The organism is Bernardetia sp. MNP-M8, assembly GCF_037126285.1.
In the GTDB taxonomy this organism is placed as follows: Bacteria; Bacteroidota; Bacteroidia; order Cytophagales; family Bernardetiaceae; genus Bernardetia.
The window spans coordinates 1,747,289-1,770,037 of sequence record NZ_CP147012.1 but is presented as its reverse complement, the minus strand read 5'-3'; the positions used below and the strand labels follow the sequence as shown (position 1 = coordinate 1,770,037).

Genomic DNA, 22,749 nt, shown 5'->3' with positions numbered 1-22,749 from the left:
TGATATTCAGTATAACAGACTTCCTATTCTGTTGGGATAATAGAATCTTATAAATTGGATTTAACTTTGATACATTTCAAAAAATTGGGGTCTAAATGGTCAAAATCATTATCAGTAGTAATAAGTATGGCATCTAATATAGTTGAAACAGCAGCTATCCAAATATCATTCTTGCTCATATTGCGAGCTGAAAAATTACTTTGCATTGTTTTTAATCTACCTTGACTAAAAGCATCTATTTGAGCATACATTTTGGTAACATCTTTTGAATGAATATCTGCAACTATATAATTTTCTAGCAATTCATCTAATAACTTTATTTTTCTTTCTCCCCAACCATTTCTAGTAGCTAAAGAATATATTTCTCCTTCTGTAACTACACATATAATTGCTGTATTATCTTTCAAAAAATCTTGATAAATATACTCTTTAAACTCTTCACTTCACATAGAAAGCAAAATAATATTTGTGTCTAGTACGTAATTCATATATCTGCTAATAATTGTTCGATAGGTTCAGTAATATTTAACTCTTTTGATAATCTAGTATAATTCTGATAATCAAAACCTTGGTAATTTTGCTCTTCTATCAAATCTTCAATACGCAGTTCTTTACGCATAGGCTTTAAGATAGAATGTGTTTTGATTTGATTTTTCCAAAAAAGCTCTACTTTTTCCAAAAGATTTTCATCTGGAAGCAACAGAATTTGATGTACTAACCAATATTTTCTTGAATCTAATTGTGATAACATACTATTATTAATTAATGGTGTAACTAAAAATATCAAAAATAAAGAAAGAATCAAAGTTTTTTACACAGACTAGGAAGTCTGTTATACCCTTTTATTTGTCTAATAATCGTCTATGATAGTTGATTTGTCCTAAATGGTAGTTGAGATGAGCGTGTAAGTGTAAAAGCAAAAAAGCGTTGGTTTGTTTTTCTATGAATTTTGGAATAGCAGTTTCTGCATGTAATTCTTCTTCACCCAAAGATCTTATTGAAGTATCAACAATTTTGATGACCTCTTCTAATTTTTCAACTAACTCTTTTTTAGGAATATTTTTTTGAGAAAACTCTAATTCTCTTTGTCTGATATAGCCTGTTTTTCCGATTTCTGCACCAATAAAATGATTTAGATTTCCGATAAGATGCAAACAAAGATTTCCAGCAGAATTGAGGATTTCTCCATCTAATTTCCACATATTTTCTTCGTTTTTGTAGCTCTCAATTTCTAGTTTCACTCTTTGTATATCTCTTTCAAAAAGTGTGCGTAAGGTTTGGTTGAGTGTCATTTTTGGTTTTTATTAATCTTTTATTGTACGACAGACTTCCTAGTCTGTTGAAAAATTATTTTATACACAGACTAGGAAGTCTGTGATACATTTTAAAACTCCTCTTCTTCTTCAATAAACTTTTGTATATCATTTTTTTTCCACCATTGTTGAAAAACAATAAATGCCCAAACATGATTTTGGTCGTAATCTGTTCCTTGTTTTACTTTTTGCTTTAGATTTTCAGTATAAGCAGGACTAAAAATGCCTTGTTCTTGTATAAAATCTCTATCCAAACTTTGCTCTACAAGTGGTTTTAAAAGTGTTTGAAATCCTTTTGCTAAAGGAACATCAAAACCGTGTTTTGAACGATTATAGAGTTCGGCAGGAAGAATGTTTTTGAATGCATCTTGAACAATTCGTTTCTTAATTTTTGGATTGATTTTGTATTGTTCTTCAATCTGAAAAGCAAAGTTCACAAGATTATGATCAAGAAAAGGAACACGAACCTCTAAAGCATGAGCCATAGAAAATTGGTCAGCTTTATGAAGCATATCATTTGGCAAAAGTAAATTCATATCAGCATATAGCATTTCGTTTATATCGCCTTTTTTGCTATCAGAAATGAATTTTGTGTAGTTATTTTTTCGATTTTGGAATTTGTTATCTTCATTTGATAAGTCAAAAACATCAGATTGAAAAATATTTTGGACGTTTTGTTCATCAATAAAACTACTCAAAAACCAATAACGTTCTTGCTTTGATAATTGTGCCGCTTTTGCAAAACGATGTAATTGTCTGAATTTATTTCCCCAAAACGAATTTCTTGATTTTGGTAGCTTTTCTAAAAGTCCTAAATTTCCTTTTATCAGATTTTCTTTCCAACCTGCATTTCTGACTTTATATTCTCCTAAATATTTATTGTAACCTGCAAAAAGCTCATCGCCACCATCTCCAGAAAGAGCCACAGAAGCCGTTTGTTTGGTGTGTTTGCTCAAAACATAAAACGGAATAGCCGAAGAGTCTGCAAAAGGTTCACTCAAAAAAGGAAGCATATCAAAAACAGCCTCAAAAATATCAGTATTCGAAAGTGTAAAAACGGTATGATTGGTATTAAATTTTTTTGCAACCAAATTGGCGTAACTCGTTTCATCAAAAAGAGGTTCGTCTTTGTAGCCAATCGAAAATGTATTGAGATGTTTTGTATGGCGAGTAGCCAGCGCAACAATAGCCGAAGAATCTGTTCCACCACTCAAAAAAGAACCAATCGGAACATCCGAAATCAAACGTTTTTTTACAGACTCCTCTAATAAACTTACTAATTCTTTTTGTGCGTTATCATACGAAATAGAATTATAGTTTTGCGTTTCGTAGTTATTCGGAATTTCGTAATATTTTTCTAAAATAACTTCTTTTTTCTTGATTTTGAGATAATGTCCAGCAGGAAGTTTCAAGACATTTTCAAAAATAGTATGAGGAGCAGGAATATAATGCAGCGAAAAATACAAGCGCAGACTTGCAAAATCTAGCTTTTTAGGAAAACGATATGCCATTAAAGACGACATTTCAGAAGAAAAGACAAATTTATCTTCATCGTGATAATACAAAAGTGGTTTTATTCCAATTCTATCACGAGCTATAAAAATAGACTGTTCTTGATTATCATAAACTGCAAAGGCAAAAAAACCATTGAGTTTTTCAAGGCATTTTTCTTTAAAACGAATATAAAGTTGAAGTAATACTTCTGTATCACTTTCTGTCTCAAAATCAACATTGTCTAAATCACTCAAATATTCTTTTCGTAACTCTTTGAAATTATAAATTTCTCCATTAAAAACAATCGTATAACGCTCGTCTTTACTACTCATTGGTTGATTGGCGGCCGAAGACAAATCTAAAATAGACAAACGACGATGTCCCAAACCAACAAAAAAATCATTGTACAAACGTTGTGCATCTTGTCCACGATGTTCTAGTCTTTCAGTTGCTTCCTGCAAACGCACTAACGAAAAACGACCAATTTCATTAAAGGCAAAAATTCCTGTTATTCCACACATGTTCAGTTATGAGTTATCAGTAAGCAGTTACCAGTTAATTTCTTGTAACCTTTGAATTTCTTTTTATTCAAATTTACTGAAATTTTGGAATAAAATTGTTATTTCTGACAGCTTGGAAACTGACTGCTACAAAAAAACCTTCATCAAGTTTTTATTTTGATGAAGGTTTGAAAATAATAGTTGAAGATAAATTATTATTCTCCTACTAGTTTTTCAATTATTTTGCCTTGTTCTTGATTATTTAAAGGTTCTAATTGAAGAATATACATTCCCTTTCCTATCATTGGAAATGGTGTAGTATAGACCTGTTTATCAAAACTGATAGTCCAATTTTTAATAGTTCTTCCTGCCATATCATACAAAATGGCATTCCATTCTCCATTTAGTCCTTCAATATGTAAATCTTGTCCAGAAGATATTGGATTTGGATAAATATTGATTTCTAAATTATTATCTCTTTTGAAGACAATCGTATTACTTAGTGTTGGAGTTCCATCTATATCTACTTGTTTGAGTCTGTAATAAGCTGTTCCAGTCCAGTTTTCATAGTCATAGGTTTGATATTCTCTTGTTTGAGTAGAAAATTTTTGTCCTTGAATAACATCAATAGTTACAAAATCTTGTCCATCAAAACTACGCTGAACTTCAAAATAGGCATTATCTTTTTCTGATGCTGTTGCCCAATCTAATTGTACTTTATCTCCTTCATCTTCTCCACCAAAACGAATAAGTTCAATAGGTAGAGGATCAAAGCAACTAGAAATAGTATATGGTCCTAAGAAGTTATTGTTGTACTCACATTCAGCAACAGAAGTATTTGGTAATACTACTGGCGCACCTGGGGTACTACCTCCATTGTCATTCAGAACGACATATACTTGTGCAGGGTCGCTAGTTAAAGGAAAAGAATAAGTATACTCTTTCTGTTCTCCCACTGCCAAACCATCATTGATTGCAAAAGTACTTAGATTACTCCAAGAAGAGCCTTGAGGATCACCACTATAAAAAGTAATTGGATACTGTACTACAACATCTGCATCTCCTTGATTTTCTATATCAATAGTAAAAGTTACTTCAGCAGGACAGTTTCCTAAGTCAATTGCACCATCATCTACATCTACTAAAGCTACAATATCAGCAGCAGGAATAAATGGCGTTGTAGAGTTACTAAGTGGACGCTGCGCCATGTAGTTATTTAGAGGAGGAGCTACTGTCAAATAATTTGGTGTTGTGATGGTAGCAGGAACAGTCAAATCTCCATCAATATTTGTAATATTATAATTTACTTGATTCCAAACATCCCGAGAAGGTAACCAAGGAATATTAGAAGATTGATAGATTATAACACGTCCATTACAAGATGCCACAATTTCTGTTTGTCCATCATCATTTACATCACCAATAGTAGGGATTTCCATTCCTGTACCACTTATACAAGAAGGAAAGCCAGCCACATCGGAATCAAAGTAAACTGTACCACTAGCTCCTTGGAATATACGTACTTTAGTTTCATCTCTATATACTAGATTTGCAAATCCTGTTCCTAAGAAATCAAAAGAAGAAAGTCCTGTTGTGCCTGATTCATCTGTCGTTGGTAATGTCCACATAGGTTGCAAATTTCCACCATTGAGAGCTGCTGTATCTATATCATTGAACATTACTACACCAAATTCTTTAGTTAGTCCAAATTCATTTTTTCCGTCATTATCAAAGTCATTTATAGTTGCAATACCAGAAAAAGGACTTGTGCCTCCCACTCCTTGCACTCCATTTATAGTAGATGCTCCTGTATAGGCTCTCAAATCAAAAACATTTGAAAGTAAAGTTGTAGCAGGATTTGTATCTTGAATATCCCATACATATACTCTACCATAACCAGATACTACAGCGTCTATATCTCCATCATTATCCATATCTGCAACTGACATGGTAGCATCTTTAAAGCCACCTGTAAGTGGAATAGGAGAAGTACGTTGTATTGCGATTGTTTTTGTCGCAATATTTACAGAATAAACTACATTTCCTGCTAGTAACTCCAAACCTGCACAGTCTGCACAAGCAGCATCAGGAAGTACATCAGCAGCATTTGAAATCTGAAAAATAGGTTGCCCTGTATCTCTTGGATCTCCATCTGGGTTTCCTGCTCCTACATAGCCTAACCATTCTCCTGTAACTGCATTAAAAATAGTACCTCCTACATATACTTCTGGTGTACCATCTTCATTAAAGTCTGCAAGGTTTATATTTGCTCTGTCAGTATTAGAAAATCGTTCTCCTACAGGGTTGTTTATACTTTCCCATTGCAGTTCAAAAGCTGGTAGGGTGTAATTGTATTGGTAACAAACTACTGAAGAGTTAGCATCATTTCTGACATAGAAAAACTCTATATAACCATCGCCATCTACATCAGCCATAGTAAGCAAACTAGTTGCTCCATCTGGTCTTCTGAGTCCTGTTTGCTCATATTCTACATCAGGAAGAGCATCATTACGAGGATTTAAGACACTAATAATTCCGTCATCTCCCAACACTACAATTTCTCTTTCTCCATCATTATCTACATCTCCAAAAATAGGTGTTTGGTAACCAATATTGTTACCATTTACAGGTATTACTTTATACTGGAATAATTGAAATTCCCCAGGGTCTGTAATCTGAAAGATACAACCAGGACAGCCATCTATTCCTGCACAGTCTGGATCTCCACAATCTATATTTCCATCTCCATCATCATCCAAGCTATTATTACAAATTTCAGGTTGTACAGTAATGGTGGCACACTGTTCTCCAGAAATTAGACTTTCTTCTCCACACTGATTTACTTGAGTAATTCTATAACAAGTAGCAAATGGCGAATTAGCATATAATATACCTGCAACAATAACTTGTGTAGTAGTAGGAGTGATACCTGAAGTAAATGTAACACTTGGCGTAGCAGGAACTGGATCTCCACTTCTGTATCTATACACTCTAATTTGCCTTATAGTCGGGTCTCCACTAGCATCAAAAGTAAGTGTAACTTGTCCGTTTGTAGAAGGAGAAGTTACAGGAGTGGCAGCTGTGAGATTCATGGCAGTAGGTGCAACTCCATTCGTAGGACGAGCTGTATCTGTTCCTTCACAAGGAGATTCTACATCAGTAAGAGTAACAGGTACTAATCTAAAATAATACAAACTACAGTTTGTCAGTCCTGTAAGTGTAGTAGATAAAGTTGCTTGACTAGGAATAGTAGCTAATAAAGTAGTAGGATTATTAGAAAGTCCTCCATAAACTCTATATTCTTGGAAATTAGCTAATGCAGGATTTGTCCATACTAAATCTACTTCTCCAGAGTTTCCATTGGCTGTAGCTGTAAGTGTTATTGTTGCTCCGATTGCTTGTGCTACAGTAAAATAGACATTATCAGGAATAGCTAAAGTAGCTTGATAAATAGAAGAAGCACCTACTTGAGTAAGAGGTGTAATAGTTGCTCCACTTGCGAAATTATTATCTCCATCTGTGATAATAGCTAATTCACAAGCTGTTCCCCCAGGTAATTGAGAGGCATCTATTCTAAAAGTAACTGTTCCTATTGTTCCTGTTACATCTGCACGCCACGTTCTTGCTACTCGCTCATAGCCAGCTGGAGAGTTTATAGCTGTATAACTACCAATAGCCCCATTATCATGCCCCATAAAAAGGTAAGAATTAGGATTAATAGTATTTACAGCATTGATTTCTACAAATGAAGATTTAGAAGCAAGGTGTACATTTGTACCTACTTCTTTTCCTACCCCAACTACATTATGAAAAAAGGGTTGTGCAGTAGTAGCATCGTGAGAATAAAAGTCATTTTGAGTAAGTGCTGCACCTTGATATTTTGAAGAAAGGTAATTTTGAACTACAATTCTTTCAGCAGGATTTAAAACCCTATCATAAACAATAACTTCAGCTAAATCTCCTCCAAAACGATGGTCTGTGGTAAAATTACTAGCTAATGTACTAATCCGTTGATTTGTCATGGCTTGAGTATTCTGAAACTCTACTGATAGAACTTGAAATTGATTGTATGTCCATTGTTGAGTATTTGAATTTGCTGCAAAACCCGTAAAATTTGCTCCATTGATTGCATATCTAGCTTGTGTGCCACCAGCCCCATCAAAACTAAAACCTCGTAAGTTAGTGCCAGCACGTGCATCTAATGCTATTTGAGTTTGTGAAGGATTATAGTCTCCCCAAACTTGAGCCAAATCACCATTATCTTGAGTTGTAGAAGAAGCCCTATATACAACAAAGACAGTACGTGCAGCATATGAATAAGCGTCATCATACTGTGAACCAGCAGTTGTATTTAATCCATTGAAACGTACGATAGGAAATGTATTGGCTATATTAGATTGGTACAATGCACGTACTCCATTGCCTCCTCCATTTGAGTTTGTTGAATGTCTTGCATGACCAGAAGCATCTATAAAATTAGTCGCTGTACCATCAGCAGGAACAGGTGTAATAGCATCAGCACGTTGCCACAGTTGTAAAGGTGCTGCTCCTGTATTAGTTCCAACTCCTCCAGGACCTGTTTGGGCATAGAGTGAAAAAGATAAAAAAATGCCAAACAGACTTAGTAAATAAGTTTGTTTGAACCTGTATAATGAATTCATTGAATTATAGCTTAATATGAGAAACTGGTTGAATAACATAATATTTGTCTACTACTATAACAACTTTAATGCAAAAATATCTTTCGAAATAAATACTTTTTTAGTAGATACAATTAAATTGTTGCAAAGTTACTGAATATCAGTTGATTATAAAATATAATAAATCAAGTAAATTATTTTTTTTATTGAATGTTTTTCAAGTAGCTTTTTTTAAAATACAACAAAAAAACATACTAAAAATAATAATTTATATTAAAAAACTAATACCAAAAAACACTACAAAAAATAGTGTAGAAAGTGCAAGTTGTTTTAAAAGTGGGTCAAGTTCCATATCGTTTCTTTTGAAAACTTGAACGATATTTCGGATAAATAAAGGAAGTGTAATCAAAAACAAAAGATTTAAAGGCTTTTGATAATTTAATCCTAAAAAAATGAGCGCACAAACCCAAGCTAAAATCAAAACAGAAGCGTGATAAATACTTGCTTTTTCTTTACCAATTCGGACAGGAATAGAGTTTTTTCCAGCCAAAATATCAGAATTTATATCTCTAATATTATTCAAATTCAAAACACCAACAGCGAAAAGTCCACAACTTGTAGCAGGAAGAAAAATATCCCAAGAAATAGTTTGAAAGTTTGTTGAGCTTTGAAAATAGGCTTGTGCTTGTAAAAAATACGTTCCTCCACCTGCTATCCAACCAAAAAATATCAAAACAGCAATATCTCCCAAACCCATATAGCCATACGGTTTTTTTCCTGCTGTATAAAGAATTGCTCCAGCAATACAAAAAATTCCTAATCCTAAAAAGAAACCGAGTGTTTTCCAGCTACTTTCCTTTTGAAAATCTATCGCCACAATAAGGAGCAAAACACCACTCACAAACGATAAAACAGAAAATAAAATAACTGCATTTCGCATCTGTGAAGAAGTGATTTTTCCAGCTTGAACAGTTCTTTTTGGTCCTACTCGGTCTTTATGGTCTGCACCGTGAATGCTATCTCCATAATCATTGGCATAATTTGACAGGATTTGTAATAAAAGAGCTGTCAGAATAATTAGAGATGCAATTTTTACATCAAAGTATCCATTTATGGCAGCCAAAAAACAACCCATTAACATACTGGCTAGTGCTAATGGTAAAGTTCGTAGTCTTGCTGCTTCTATCCACGATTTTAAATTCATTTTTTTCTAATTATAATTAATAACTCACAATTCATCATTTCTTTGGGGTTCTAAGTTTCCTAACAAAAGCAGATATAAAAAATAAAATTGCCAAAAAACCAGCAAGTCTTCCTAAATAATCTCCGTGAAGGGTATAAAAAGTAACTTTGTCATTGAGTTTTATAGAATATTTTAAAGCTGTTTGTTCTCCATATTCACTTCTAGAAATGTCTTTTCCTGTTTGGTCTATAAATCCTGAAATTCCTGTGTTGGCTGCTCGTGCTACACTACGTCGTGTTTCGATGGCACGCAAAGCCGACAATGCCCAAAGCTGACGAGGTGCAGGCGTATTTCCCCACCAACCTTCATTAGTTGGTACAACAATTACATTTGCGCCATTTTGAGTGTATTCTGTACAAAATTCTCCATACACAGCTTCCCAACAAATCACAGGAGCTACTTTTGCCTCTGTCGTTGGGGAAACAAAAACACTTCTATAATCCTGCGTTCCTAAAGTTCCCATTATATCTACAAAAAGCAAAGAGGCACTTTGATTTGGTAAAACCATTTTGATAGGATTAGTTTCTGCACCAATTACCAATTTTGATTTATGATAAAATGAAACAGAATCTTGAGTAAAAGGAACAAACTGAATAGCTGAATTATACATATCATAATACGAATCACCTCCATTAGATTTTCGTGCTGTTTTGGGAACAGTATCATTTTCTGTATAAAACTTATATGTATCTGCACCTGAAATGAGAATCAAATTATTTTTTCTACAAAAATCAAAAATAGGTTTTAAATCTTGCTGAGATGTATAATTATATTCAGTAGAGTTTTTATGAAAAGCTGTTTCAGGTAAAATAATGTATTTAGTAGAATCTGTAATCACACTTTTAGCTAAATCAATATATCTTTGAATTTGATTTTTGAAGGGAATATGGTTGGTAGAAGGTTCGCCTGTTTTTGGATTATGAGAGAATTTTTCAGAATAACAATCCAAATTAGGTTGAATAACAGCCATTTCTACAGATTTCAAATTATTTTCTAATTCATCATAACTCATATAAATTCCATAAGAAATACCTATCGGAACTAATACCCAAACCAAAAAAGCTCCTACTTTTATATCTGATTTTATGAAAACATGATATGCTAAAATATTAGCCAAAAGTACCCAAAGTGTTCCTCCAAAAGTACCTGTATATTCGTACCATTGCACCCACATAGGCACTTCACCAAAGGCATTGCCAATATTCATCCACGGATACGACAAAACCCAATTTAGATGAACATATTCAAAGAATAACCAACACGAAACAAATGATAAGTAATTGATAAAACCAACTGAAAAACGTCTTGTAAAAATATAGACAATGATAGGCAAAAGTTGTAAAAAAGCATTTAGTAAAAAAACACCTATCACTCCTGCACTCAGCGCATTCCAAAGCCACCAATAAACGCCAGCATTCCATAAGACAAAATAAACCCAAATAAAGAAACAAAGCCGAGTAAAATAGTTGCGCTTTTTTATCGTATTATCAGTATTTTTTTGTTTCTCCTTTTTTTGAATGTCATTTTTCTTAAAATAAAATTCTATGAGTTCGATAAGTGGAATAAGTCCTACAAAAAGCAAAGGCGAAAAAGGAAAATACCAACCTAAAGCCATCAAAACACCACCCAAAACAGAAAGAGATAGCGCATAATATTTTTTCTGACGATATTGTTCTAAATGTGCTTGAAAGGATAAAAGTGAAGACATTTGTATAAATGGATAATTGACAATGGATAATTAGTTCACAAAAATAGGCAAAGTGAATGAATAGCTTTTGTTTATCAACTTTAAAGCAAGTCAAAATTAAGATAAATTGTTTTTTAATTCAGAATTTGATAGCTTTCTAAAAGAAAATTACTACTCACTTTTAGTTTATCAATTATGAAATTATTTATTTTATCAATCGTCCTTTTAGCTTTTTTTCAAACCTCTTTTGCTCAAAAATATGAGTACAATGTTTTAGGAGAGCATTTTAGTGATACTCTTTATACCAATAAAGTTACTACTACTACAAATACAACAGAAGAACGAAAAGCCATTTTCGAAAGACCTAAAGACACAACCTATATTTATCATCAAATTGGAGAAGGAGAAAATATAGAATATATTTTAAATTTATATCAAATCTGTGCGCCATGTTTGGCAAAATGGAATAAGTTAGATTATTCTGATTTCAGTTCGTTTAGAAAGCAATCTCTTTATACAGGCGAATATTTGAAAGTAGCCATAAAGAAAAGCTATGAAAAAGGAATACCAGAAAAATTTGAAATAAGAAAACATTATCAAAATATTAAAAAACGAACATACATTTATGATATTGTCAGAAATTATAATGTAAATATTAGTGACCTGCGCTTGTGGAATGGACTGAGTGAAAATGTTTATTATGTAGAAGATACAAGATTGATTGTTGGAGAGATAGAATACAAATATATGTGTCCTTGTTTGGAGTAAATAGTTTTGACAAAACAAAAAATCCCTTTCTTCAAAAAATGAAAAGGGATTCTTCTTGTTTCTTATAAAAGTATAACTGAATAGTTAAAAAATAAGGAGTTGCTAAAAATAATCATTGCTGATTGACAACACACATAATATTCAATTTTGACTTTCTAAATAAATGATTCTTAAAAAATAAAGTTACTGCTAAAAATTTTTTGTTAGACTTTTCAGTTTTACAAATCAGTTACTTTGAAAATCACTTATTTTGTTTTGCTTACTTGACTTATATATTTCAATAGGCTTGCCAATGCCAAAAATTAGTTAGAAATAACTTGAACTAATTGAAAATAGCTGTTTATAAGCCATAAGAGGGTATTTTAGTTTTTTGAAATTGTTTTGATAAATATTTATTTTTTCAAAATGAAAAGGTCATTTTTCCATTCTGAAAAATAAATCTATCGAAAATGTCAGACAGATTTCAATAATGTATAAATAATTTTACTCAGTGACCTACGTATTTTTACTAATTTTTGTAAAAAAATAATCGAATTCTAGTAAATGTAATTTGATTTACTACCTTTGTTGTTTAAAATCATTCTAAATAAGGCTTTACGTCTTATTTCTTTTTACAAAAATTATCGCCGTTGTTGGTGTTTCTACCAATGACATTTAACTAAAAAATTATGAATCGTATTTTTGTTAGTATTATTTTATTTTTTGTATCTATTTCATTTTTTGCCTGTAATGACAAGAAAAAAGACAATACAGAAACTACTTCTGACTCTACTGCCGTAGTGGAGAACTCAAAAGAAGTAAATGTTTATTCGCATCGTCATTACGAATCTGATAAACAACTTTTTGAAGAATTTGAAAAGCAAACAGGCATAAAAGTAAATGTAGTGAAGGCTTCGGCTGATGAGCTTATCAATAAATTGGAAATGGAAGGACAAAATTCTCCTGCTGATGTTTTGATTACTGTTGATGCTGGGCGTTTACACAGAGCAAAATCAAAAGGACTTTTACAGCCAATTGAATCTGAAGTTTTGTTTTCAAATATTCCTATTCATTTGAGAGATGCAGATAATGAGTGGTTCGGAATTACAAAACGTGCTAGAGTAATTGTTTATGACAAAGAAAAAGTAAAACCTGAAAATTTTGCTACCTATGAGAGTCTTGCTGAGTCAAAAGCAAAAGGAAAATTATTGATTCGTTCTTCAGAAAATGTGTATAATCAATCTCTTCTAGCTTCTATTATTGCAAATTCTGATGAAGAAACTGCAAAAAAATGGGCAACAGGAGTTGTAGCAAATATGGCAAGAGAACCAAAAGGTGGTGATCGTGACCAAATCAAAGCCATTGCAGCAGGCGAAGGAACTTTAGCAGTAACAAATACTTATTACTATGCTCAAATGCTCAATGACACAGATGAAGACAATGTAAAAGCAGCACAAAAAGTAGCTGTTATTTTTCCAAATCAAGATGGAAGAGGAACACACATCAATGTAAGTGGTGCAGCAGTAACCAAGTATGCGCCTAACAAAGAAAATGCAATTAAATTGATTGAGTTTTTGACAAGCAAAGAAGCACAAGAAGTTTATGTAAGAGAGGAAATGGAATATCCTGTTCGTACAGATGTAGAAATGGCTCAAACACTTAAAGATTGGGGAACTTTCAAAGAAGATACTTTAAGCCTTTCAAAATTAGGTGAAAATCAAGAACAAGCTGTTATTATTTTTGATGAAGTAAAATGGAAATAGAAATATCAGATGTAGAGAAAAGGCATGCCTTTTACTATTCTAGTATTTTTTAAAAAACATTTTAATGAATTGGGACTTTTACAAAAATAGTATTTTGTGAAAGTCCTTTTTTATTTGAATAAAATATATCAAAAAATCGTTTAAAATTTAGCAATTACTGACAAAATTTTTGACTGGAAAATAAATTAAAACAGTTTTAAAAGAAAATGCAAGCCTTTTTCCTACAAAATATAAAGAATATCAACCAACTATGAAAAATCTAATCTTCTTATTCCTTTTTTTGTGTCCTTATTTGATTTTTGGACAAACATCTCAAACTTTCCCAGTCAGTTTTGATACAAATATCGAAAGCATAAAAGATGGTCAAAAGCTCTCTTTGACAGGAGGATTCAATGCACCTCAATTTTCTACTCTAAAAGTAGATAATGACGATTTAGAAGACCTTTTTATTTTTGATAGAACGACAAATCAAGTTCTTATTTTTCTTCAAAAAACAAATTCACAAGGACAAAAAGAATGGATTTTTGCACCTCAATACACACAACTTTTTCCAAAGCTAAGAAACTGGGTTTTACTTCGTGATTATAATAATGATGGTCAGAAAGATATCTTTACTTCTACTAATTTGGGAGTTATTGTTTATCAAAACACCAAAAATGAAACTGGAAAATTGACTTTCAAAATTGCTAAAAAAATACTTTACAGTACAGGTATTTCGGGAAATCCATTAAATCTAGGTATTGATGTTACAGATATTCCTGCCATCGTAGACTTGGATAATGATGGCGATTTGGATATTCTAAATTTTCGTCCTGCTATTGGAACGACTGTCGAATGGCACAAAAATTTGAGTCAAGAAAATTATTCCATTTCAGATAGTCTTATTTTTAAGAAAGAAACTATAAAATGGGGAGATTTTGAAGAGTGTGTTTGTGAAAATTATATTTTTGGTGCAAATGCTTGTAGAGTAGAAAAACCCGAACATGCTGGTTCTTCACTTTTGATTCTGAATTTAGATAATAATCCTTCTCTTGATTTATTGGTTGGCGATGTGGCTTGTAATTATATAACAGCTTTATTTAATGAAGGAACGAATACAGAAGCTATTTTAAGAAATCCCAAAACTCGTTTTCCTACTCAAAAACCGATTGATATTCCTACTTTTGCAGCCGTTTTCTATGAAGATGTTACCTTTGATGGAACACCTGATTTGATTGCTGCCCCCAATTTATATTTGAATGAGGGAGATTTAATTGATTATGAAAATTCAGCTTGGCTTTATCAAAATACAGGCTCAATAGAAAATCCAAATTTTGAGTTTATACAAAAAAACTTTTTACAAGATAAATTTTTTGACATAGGTGAAAATGCTCGTCCTGCTTTTATAGATGCTGATAATGATGGCGATTTGGATATGATTTTGGGAGAACGTGGACATTTATTTCCTTCCACTTCATATAAAGCAAGATTACATTTTTTAGAAAATATTGGAAGTAATCAAAGTCCGAAATTTCAATATAGAAATGATGATTTTTTGAATTTTGCAAGTTCTTCAACGCTACAGTTTCAATTTTTAAAGCCAATTATTTCTGATTTTAATGGAGATAATGAAGCTGATTTGCTTTTTATAGCTTTTGATGTCACTACTAAAAAAGCAGGTGTTTTTTGGATAGAAAATAAAGGAAATAATACGATTAGTTTTTCATTGAGTGATTTAAAAGAAATTACTTTGACAGGGATAAACTTAGGTAAAAATGATGAGGTTTTATTGACAGAACTAAATAATGATGATAAAATAGACTTACTTATTTTGCAAGATAGAGGAGGAATAAAATCATTTTTACAGCAAGATGATGGTAGCTTTAGTTTAGAAAATCCAAATTTTGGCAATCAGAATTTTACGAGAGGAAGTTTTGCGCTGTATGAAAGAAATGAAAATGGACAAACTTCACAAGATTTGCTATTGTCTGAACCAGAAAAAGGACTTTTTTTGATACAAGATTTTAAAAATCAGGAAGCCAATTTTGATTTAATTCCTCTTTCACTTTCGACTCAAAATTTGCCATCTGATTTTCCTTCTAGTTGGTTGAATGCTCAAAATTCTACTTTATATTTTGGAAATACTGTTTTTCCTGTTGCTTTTGGTTCTCAAATTCTGATTGGAACAATTGGAGGTGGTTTGCAATGGCTTTCACCTGATGGAGAAATTATTTCTGGAATTGATGAGGATAAAAAAAATACAGATTTATTTCTAAAAATTTATCCAAATCCTGCAAATAATATGCTGACAATTCAGACACAAGAAAAAGGAAAATTAATTTTGTATAACACAAAAGGACAAACTTTGATAGAAAAAAATATTCAATCCAATCAAAATGAAATCGATATTTCTCGTTTTGCTAACGGATTATATATTCTTGTTTTTAGCACAGAAAAAGGACAGACATATCAAAAGGTTATTGTTCAAAAGTAATTCCTTTTTGTATTATTTCAATCCAGTTCTTATCATTAGGTTTTATAATAATTGTCTTGAAATTTAACCTTTCTCCTTCCATTTTTACACCTTTCAAATCATCTATATGTAGGTCAAAACCAAATGCAGGAGGATATTTTGAAGCATTTATATTTCTGTTTTTTAGTGTACGCTGATTTTGAGATTGATTTATTATTTTCCCGACTTTTATTCCATAATAAAAAAGCATCAAACGAATTTTGATTTGACTTCTAAAAGAAGTGGTATAAATATGAATGGTATGACCTTGTTTTTGTAAGTCAGAAATCACTTTTGCTGTTCCTATCCGAATAGGTTCAACTCCTAAAAACTTGATAAAAAAGTTTCTTTTTTCTGCTTCAAATTCATTTCCAGGAGGAATAAGTGTGCTGTCTAAATCGAAGCTAATATTCATTTTTATATTACTTTATTAAGATTTTTTTTAGAGATTCTGTTTTACTATCTTTCAAGAAATAAAATACTCTAAAAGCACAAAAAAATGAAATCACTATTTTTGATCTTGTCATTAGTAATTATTATTTCTTCTTGTCAAGATAACCCAAAGCAAGTAGCAGAAACAGAACAAAAAACTACTGTTTCTAAAATCAATTCTTTAAAACCAAATATAAATAAAGAATTAGATAGTCTTCATAATTTAGGAGTTTTTAATGGCTTTTCAGTAAGCATAGTAGATACTTCAGGAATACTCTATAATCGTGGTTTTGGTTATGCAGATATAAAAAATAAGAAAGAATACACAGAAAATACAATAATCAATATAGCTTCTATTTCCAAAGTATTTATCGGAATTTCTCTTTTGAAGGCTCAAGAAATGAATTTGCTTGATTTAGATGCGCCAATTAATGATTATCTACCTTTTGAGGTCATTAATCCCAATTTTCCTGATGAACTTATTACTGTTCGGCATTTAGCTACACATACAAGTTCTATTGTAGATACAGATATTTACATGAAGACGTGTTATGTCAATAGAAATAATATTGCAATTGATGAAAGTTTAAAAGAGAAATATGAATTATATTATCAAAATCCATCAAACAATTGGATTCCTTTAGAAGAATATTTAGCTAAGATATTAGTAAAAGGAAATGAGCTTTATGATACAGCCACTTATGCAAATAGAAAACCAAATGAAATTTATGAATACAGCAATATTGGAGCAGCTCTTTGTGCATTGGTCATAGAATCAGTCGCCAAAAAGCCATTTCACGAGTTTACAAAAGAACATATTTTTGAACCTTTAGGAATGAGTGCTGCCAGTTGGTTATTTGAAGAAGTAGATAGTTCTAATTATTCTAAACTTTATTTTGATAATCAAGAATTGCCGTATTATACCATTCTTTCTTATCCAGATGGAGGACTGATTACATCAAGTACCGATTTGAGTAAATTTTTGATAGACTTGATAAAAGGATATAATGGAAATGGAAAACTTCTCAATAAAGATAATTATGAAGAGTTTTTTAAATCTCAATTAAAAAAAGAAAATTTTAAAGGAAAAGAAAACTTTAATGTAGGCTTTTTTTTAGATAAAGAACTAGCTTACAATGCCATTGGACATACTGGAGGAGACCCAGGTACAAATACACTTATGTATTTTGACTCAGAAAAAAAAGTAGGTAGAATATTTATTGCAAATACAGATTCTGAGAAAGAAAATAGTAATGATGTTTTTTGGGGAATATGGAATGTTTTAGAAATAAAGTAAACTAAGGAAGACTAAAAAAATAAATTTACATTTTTAGCTATCTATAAAAACAGGGTTGAAACCCTGTCCAATTTATAATTCATAGCATATTTTTGAAAATATATCTTTAGTAAAAAATCACAAAAGGTAGTTTTTTAATTGAATAGTTTATTAATGTGTGAATTTTTCAAAGTGTAAATTTATTCATTTTATATTCCTAAGGCAAACCAATCAAATCTTTATGACACAAGAAATAATATGTTTAGTTAAAATCCACCAATAAAAATTTAAGGTTCAAAATTTGAGAATCTATTTAAGTTTATACTTCCTGTCATTTTCTTCTACCTTCAAAAATGTCAAAATCTGTTTCTTATTCCTTTTTATTTATTGCTTTGGCTGCATTGTTGGCAGGTTTGGGCTTTCGATATTTTTTGGTAAATACAAAAGACTACAACGAATACACACAAGAAGTCCGAAAAAAAGTAGATAAAGAGTTAGAAGTAGCAGAAAAAGAACTCACAGAATTAGAAGAAGCTGTCATTCAGAATTATAAAAAATTAGATTTCTCACTCATTACTTCTAATACAGGAAAATATCCAATTTATATCTTTAGAAATAGTGAACTTCTTTTTTGGACAGATAATACCTATTTGCTTTCCTATGACCAACTCAAAAATAACTATTCAGAATATACACTTGAAACACCAAAAGGTCTGTTTCTGATAAAACAAAAACTCATTGTTACAAAGTATGATAATATGACAGGAGTCGTTTTGATTCCTTTGGCTTCTGAATATAAAATTTATAATCAATTTCTGACTTTAGGAGTCAATCCAAAACTTTTTGCTACACCTGACATTAGTTTGCAACTTACTCCAGAGAGTTCCTCATATCGTATTTATGGAAAAGGAAGTAATTTGCTTTTTGCGCTTATTTTTCCGTCAGATTATAGTTGGCAATCTTCACAAAACTACACAGTGCTTTTTTTTATGATTATTGCGTGCGTTTTTGTTTTCTTACAAGCAAGAATTTCGATGCTCTATTTTTTACAGGAAGGACAAGTCTGGTATGCCTTTTTTACACTTTTGAGTACATTTGTCGGAATTCGTTTCCTAATGCTTTTTTTAGAACTGCCAAACAGTGTTTTGCCTACCATTCTTTTCAATGCTCGTTATTATGCCTCTTCTATGGTTGCTCCTTCGTTAGGAGATTTACTTCTGAATGTAATTTGTATTTTTATTATTAGTAGTTTTTTGTTTGTTCATTTTAGTGAACTCTCTCATATGCGAAGCATTGGAAATCGTAAACGCAAACGTTTTGGTGTTGTGATAGCCATTTCTATTTCTTTTGGAATTGCTTTTTATCATTTTCTAAATATTCGAAATCTCTATATTCATTCTCCTCAAATTTCTTTAGATTTTACTAGAGAATTAGATTTTTCATTACTCAAAATTACCGCTCTTTTTATAGGGATTTTGACAGCAACAACTTATTTTTTGCTTATTCATATTTTAGTCAGATTTATAGAATGGTTACATTTACAAGGGAAAAAACTTGTCTTCCTTGTAAGTGTAGGTATTTTGGTGGGTTGGGTGGTTAGCGCTATTTATGCTTTTAGTGTTCATGCAAATATGTCAGACGCTTGGATTGCACTAATTCATACCATTTATCTTTTGGTAGTTATTTTTGTAGAATTGCCTCGCTCAGAACGTTCTTTTACCTATCAAATCTTCATTTATATTTTTTTAGGAGCAATTACTACTTCAATAATGAGTAGTTATATTATCTATTGCTTCGAACAAACTAGAGAAAAATCAGCCAAAGAAAATTTTGCTGACCAACTTTTAGTAAAAAATGACTTACAAGGAGAGTTTTTATTAAATGATGTTGTCGAATCGTTACCCTACGACCCCATTATCAAAAATAGATTGATGACTTCTTTTACTACAAAGGATATTATTTCACGCAAAATAAGAAAGTTTTATTTAGATTATTATTTTGATAAATATGATATAAAGGTTCATTTGTTTAATGGAAACGGAATGCCTTATGAAAATACCATGACTTATGATGAAATGTATTCAAGATATGCACAGTCAAGTTATGCGACAGAATATGAAGATATTTTTTTGGTTCACGACTTATCTACCAATACGAAACGCTATTTTGCCTTTAGTGAAATTAGTAGAAGTGGAGTCAAGATTGGAAAAATTGTGATAGAGTTACAGCTCAAAAAGATAGTTTCTAATAGTGTGTATCCAAATCTTTTGTCAGATAATCCGTATTCAAATTATAATCGTTGGGGAGGTAGAAATGCGTGGAGTTATGCCATTTTTAAGGAGGGAAAACCTGTTTATACACAAGGAAATTTTGTTTACTCAAAAGATTTTTTAGCTAATTTTGATTCTTTAACTACATTTTCTACCTCCTCTTATAAACACCTTCTCATAAGGGGAAGCGAAAATAAATTTGTTGTTATTTCTTCAGTAAAATATCCTTTAAAATCAGTTTTGACAAATTTTTCAATGCAATTTATTTGTATTGTCTTAACGATGCTTTTACTTTTGGCAGTTTATCGACTTTATTTTAGACAACAACCTTTTACTTTTAATTTGACAGGAAGAATTCAGCTTTATCTTAATCTTGCTTTTTTCCTGCCCACTATTCTTTTAAGTATCTTGATTGTAAGTATTTTGAATTCGGAAAATAAGAATCAAACTATCGAAACCTATTTTCAAAAAGCTGAAAATGTAGCCCAAAATTTTTCTGCTAAACTTAGTGATTATGTAGTTTATAAAGAACTTACTAAAGATGAATTACTAGAATCTCTTCAAGAGATTGCTCGCCTTACACAAACAGAAATTAACGTTTTTGATAGAGAAGGTGTGCTTTTGGCTTCTTCTCAACCTACAATTTATGATAATGGACTAGTTTCTTCGCTTATTAATCCGAAGGCAATGGCACTTTTGGTAGAACAGAAACAAAGCAAAGCAATACTCAGTGAATCGATTGGAAAACTGAATTATAATTCGGCTTATGTAGTCGTAACTTCTCCTGCTACTGGCGAGATTGTAGGGGTTGTAGATGTTCCCTTTTTCGAATCTCAACGCTATGCTGATGAGCAGATTTTGGAAGTCGTTTCGACGATGCTTAATGTTTTTACAGGAATATTTTTGCTTTTGGTTGTACTTTCCTTTTTTGCTTCTCGGGATTTGACAAAGCCTTTAAGTTTGGTTACTTCTCGCCTGAAAAGAATTACACTCAGTGGAGATAATAAGCCTTTAGATTACAAATCAGATGATGAAATTGGTCTTTTGGTAGGAGAATATAATAAAATGCTTGTCAAATTAGAGGAAAGTAGGGCAGCTCTTGCAGCTAGTGAAAAAGAGTCGGCTTGGCGAGAAATGGCAAAACAGGTGGCTCATGAAATAAAAAATCCTCTGACACCTATGAAACTAACTTTGCAGCACTTGCAGCGAGTTTTGGCTAATGAAGAATCTCCTGCTGAGCGTTCTATCAAAAGTTTGCTTATTCAAGTCGATACATTGAGTGATATTGCCACTTCATTTTCGGCTTTTGCAAAAATGCCTATTCCAAAAACAGAGCGTTTTGATGTTTCGATGGTACTTCAAGAAACATTGATTTTATACAAAAATGATGGAAGTGTTCGTCTGGATGCCATCATTGACCAAGGAGAATTTTATGTAAATGGAGATGCAAAACTGATGGGACGAATCTTGACAAATCTAATTTTGAATGGAATACAAGCAGTTCAAGAAAAAGATCCACATATTAACGTCGTCTTGGAAAAAACAAATCAAAAATCACCAAAAACGATACTTATTTATATTCGTGATAATGGAAAAGGAATTGATGAAGAAACAGCTAAAAAACTCTTTATTCCTAATTTCACAACAAAATCCACAGGTTCTGGAATTGGTTTGTCTGTTGCAAAACGTGGAATAGAACACGCAGGAGGAAAAATTTGGTTTGAAACAGAACCTTATTTTGGAACTACCTTTTTTATTGAATTGCCTTTGGTGGAGTAGATTAATAAATAATTACGACCTGCAAACTACAAATAAACCATTTCTCCCACTTTAGGAACATTCAATTTTTCTAAAATACCTTGTTTTTCCATTTCCGAAGTAAGCCATTTTATAGGTTCTCCTAGTGGTTCGTCTGCCAAATCAAATGTTCCGTAGTGCATTGGAATTAGTGTTTTTCCTTTTGTTTCTTGAAATGCTTTTACAGCTTCTTCTGGATTTATATGTGCATTATGCATCATAAAAGGAGGTTTGTATGCACCTATTGGCATAATTACAGTATCGGCAGCTCCCAAAATTTTTTCTATTCGTTTGAAATGATGAGCATAAGCTGTATCGCCAACAAAGAATAATTTGTGATTCGTGTTTGTCTTTTCTAGTCCTGTTTCTAGCCAAAAGCCACCCCAAAGCATTTCATTAAAATCAAACAAACCTCTTTTACACCAATGTTTGGATGGCAAGAAATTAACTTTGATTTTTTCTTTTGTTTTGAACTGTTGATACCAACCTGCTTCTTGAATTTTTAAGTCTTTTGAAACTTGCCTATGCAGAAAATCAGCCGTTTCTAAAGGAACAAGAAACTCCATATTTGGATTTTGAGGAAGAAGTTTTTTGAGAGAAGGAATATCTAAATGATCTCTGTGATTATGAGAAAGAAGTAAATAATCAATATTTTTTATTTCTGAAATTTGGCAAGGAAGTGAAGATTTACGAGGCACAAAAGGCATACTTTCCAAACAAGGGTCTGTCAGAAAATTAATTCCATTCAAACGAATAAAAAAACAAGCGTGTCCGAGCCAAACAATACAATCTTTGTTTTCTTCAAAAAATGAGTTATTTTGAATTGTTTCTAGCTTAAAATATTCCTTTTTCTTTTCTTCTTTTTGTGGGTTAGTTTGAAGTTGCCATTTCAAAACGGTTGCTAAAGAAGTTTCTTCATTTTGGGTTGCTCCTTCATTACAAAAAATGCCATTAAGAAGAGGGTTTCCTTCATAATAATTTTCAAACTCATTTTCTCTGTCAATTATAAATTCTAAATCAGGATTGAAGATTCGGTTTATTTTTGGCATTTTTTAAGTTTTTTAAATTATGTTATTGTCATCCAGCTAATTTTTAC

At 31.7% G+C, this 22,749-nt stretch carries 14 protein-coding genes; 5 read left to right on the top strand and 9 right to left on the bottom strand.

Annotated features, from left to right (window positions below; translation table 11 throughout):
- Positions 1-47 precede the first annotated feature (47 nt).
- The 7 genes from V9L04_RS07315 to lnt form a co-directional block, all read right to left on the bottom strand.
- Entirely contained in the window at positions 48-407 is a 360-nt protein-coding gene (locus V9L04_RS07315; protein ID WP_338793435.1) for a PIN domain-containing protein, read from the bottom strand.
- Between the two features lie 77 nt (positions 408-484).
- A complete protein-coding gene (locus tag V9L04_RS07310; protein ID WP_338793434.1) occupies positions 485-751 on the bottom strand; it encodes a hypothetical protein in 267 nt (88 codons plus the stop codon).
- Between the two features lie 91 nt (positions 752-842).
- The gene (locus V9L04_RS07305; protein ID WP_338793432.1) at positions 843-1,292 is read right to left on the bottom strand and encodes a DUF1572 family protein; all 450 of its coding nucleotides are present in this window, start codon (positions 1,290-1,292) and stop codon (positions 843-845) included.
- Between the two features lie 92 nt (positions 1,293-1,384).
- Complete coding sequence (gene asnB / locus V9L04_RS07300; protein WP_338793431.1) at positions 1,385-3,328, bottom strand: asparagine synthase (glutamine-hydrolyzing); 1,944 nt, start codon at positions 3,326-3,328, stop codon at positions 1,385-1,387.
- A 194-nt stretch (positions 3,329-3,522) separates the two neighbouring features.
- Complete coding sequence (locus tag V9L04_RS07295; RefSeq protein WP_338793430.1) at positions 3,523-7,968, bottom strand: T9SS type A sorting domain-containing protein; 4,446 nt, start codon at positions 7,966-7,968, stop codon at positions 3,523-3,525.
- 247 nt (positions 7,969-8,215) lie between these two features.
- The gene (locus tag V9L04_RS07290) at positions 8,216-9,151 is read right to left on the bottom strand and encodes a 1,4-dihydroxy-2-naphthoate polyprenyltransferase (RefSeq protein ID WP_338793429.1); all 936 of its coding nucleotides are present in this window, start codon (positions 9,149-9,151) and stop codon (positions 8,216-8,218) included.
- Positions 9,152-9,185: 34 nt separating this feature from the next.
- Positions 9,186-10,898 carry an apolipoprotein N-acyltransferase gene (gene lnt, locus V9L04_RS07285; RefSeq protein ID WP_338793428.1) on the bottom strand — a complete coding sequence of 571 codons (1,713 nt, stop codon included), beginning with the start codon at positions 10,896-10,898 and terminating at the stop codon, positions 9,186-9,188.
- A 174-nt stretch (positions 10,899-11,072) separates the two neighbouring features.
- On the opposite strand from lnt, the gene V9L04_RS07280 reads away from it, so the two are divergent.
- From V9L04_RS07280 to V9L04_RS07270, 3 genes are all read left to right on the top strand, one after another.
- Complete coding sequence (locus V9L04_RS07280) at positions 11,073-11,645, top strand: hypothetical protein (RefSeq protein WP_338793427.1); 573 nt, start codon at positions 11,073-11,075, stop codon at positions 11,643-11,645.
- A gap of 668 nt (positions 11,646-12,313) precedes the next feature.
- Positions 12,314-13,387, top strand: a complete 1,074-nt coding sequence (locus V9L04_RS07275) for a Fe(3+) ABC transporter substrate-binding protein (protein WP_338793426.1) — start codon at positions 12,314-12,316, stop codon at positions 13,385-13,387.
- A gap of 250 nt (positions 13,388-13,637) precedes the next feature.
- Entirely contained in the window at positions 13,638-15,860 is a 2,223-nt protein-coding gene (locus V9L04_RS07270) for a T9SS type A sorting domain-containing protein (protein ID WP_338793425.1), read from the top strand.
- Here V9L04_RS07270 and V9L04_RS07265 read toward each other — a convergent pair.
- Positions 15,844-16,293, bottom strand: coding sequence for an HAD family hydrolase (locus tag V9L04_RS07265; protein ID WP_338793424.1), 450 nt, complete (start codon positions 16,291-16,293; stop codon positions 15,844-15,846). The two genes, V9L04_RS07270 and V9L04_RS07265, sit on opposite strands and share 17 nt — an antisense overlap.
- Positions 16,294-16,377: 84 nt before the next feature.
- On the opposite strand from V9L04_RS07265, the gene V9L04_RS07260 reads away from it, so the two are divergent.
- Both V9L04_RS07260 and V9L04_RS07255 read left to right on the top strand, forming a co-directional pair.
- On the top strand, positions 16,378-17,607 hold the full coding sequence (locus tag V9L04_RS07260) for a serine hydrolase domain-containing protein (RefSeq protein WP_338793423.1): 1,230 nt from the start codon (positions 16,378-16,380) through the stop codon (positions 17,605-17,607).
- Between the two features lie 332 nt (positions 17,608-17,939).
- Positions 17,940-21,635: an ATP-binding protein gene (locus V9L04_RS07255; protein WP_338793422.1), complete on the top strand. Its 3,696-nt coding sequence runs from the start codon at positions 17,940-17,942 to the stop codon at positions 21,633-21,635.
- Between the two features lie 26 nt (positions 21,636-21,661).
- Here the strand turns inward: V9L04_RS07255 and V9L04_RS07250 are convergent, their stop codons facing one another.
- Positions 21,662-22,702 carry an MBL fold metallo-hydrolase gene (locus tag V9L04_RS07250; protein ID WP_338793421.1) on the bottom strand — a complete coding sequence of 347 codons (1,041 nt, stop codon included), beginning with the start codon at positions 22,700-22,702 and terminating at the stop codon, positions 21,662-21,664.
- Positions 22,703-22,749 lie beyond the last annotated feature (47 nt).